The sequence below is a fragment of the Kitasatospora sp. NPDC058243 genome (assembly GCF_042882025.1).
Classification (GTDB): domain Bacteria; phylum Actinomycetota; class Actinomycetes; order Streptomycetales; family Streptomycetaceae; genus Kitasatospora.
The window spans coordinates 621-1,366 of the sequence record NZ_JBHVWW010000165.1 but is presented as its reverse complement, the minus strand read 5'-3'; the positions used below and the strand labels follow the sequence as shown (position 1 = coordinate 1,366).

Below are 746 nucleotides of genomic sequence, written 5' to 3'. Positions count from 1 at the left end.
GTGGCGACCAAGTCCACCTCCGGTGCGTGGTACGGGCGCTGGCGTCTGATGGCGGTCGACGGGACCACGTTTGACGTGCCGGACAGCGAGGAGAACGACGCGCGGTTCGGTCGTCCCGCCACCCATCGGGGTGAGCGGACCGCCTTCCCGCAGGTGCGGGTGGCGGCCTTGGCGGAGTGCGGCACGCACGCGATCACCCGCGCGGCTCTGGGGCCGTTCACCACCGCGGAGTCCGTGATCGCGCGGGAGCTGTTCGATGCTCTTGGGCCGGATGACCTGCTGATGGCTGACCGGGGCTTCGCCGGGCTGGAGCAGTGGCGGGCGGCATCGGCCGGCGGCGCGGACCTGCTCTGGCGCATCAAGTCCAACGCCGTCCTGCCCGTGCGGCGTGAACTCCCCGACGGCTCCTACCTCTCCGACATCGTGGCAGCCAAGGATCACCGCAAACGCACCGATCCGACCGTGGTGCGGGTCATCGAGTACACCCTGGACGACCCCGGCCGCCCGCAGCACGACGCCCCGTACCGGCTGATCACCACCATCCTCGACCACGAAGCCGCACCCGCAACGGAGCTGGCCGCCCTCTACAACGAGCGGTGGGAGACCGAGACCACACTGGACGAACTCAAGACGCATCAGCGCGGCCCCGCCCAAGTCCTGCGTTCACGCTCGCCCGACGGCGTCGAGCAGGAGGTCTGGGGCCACCTGCTCGTCCATTAAGTGGGCCGCCAGTTCATGCGTACCGC

Annotated in this window: 1 protein-coding gene; it reads left to right on the top strand. The window is 70.0% G+C overall.

What is annotated here, in order from left to right; genetic code table 11:
* On the top strand, positions 1-720 hold a 720-nt coding region (locus ACFVX9_RS39820), incomplete at its 5' end, for an IS4 family transposase (RefSeq protein WP_387987207.1).
* Between the last annotated feature and the right edge of the window lie 26 nt (positions 721-746).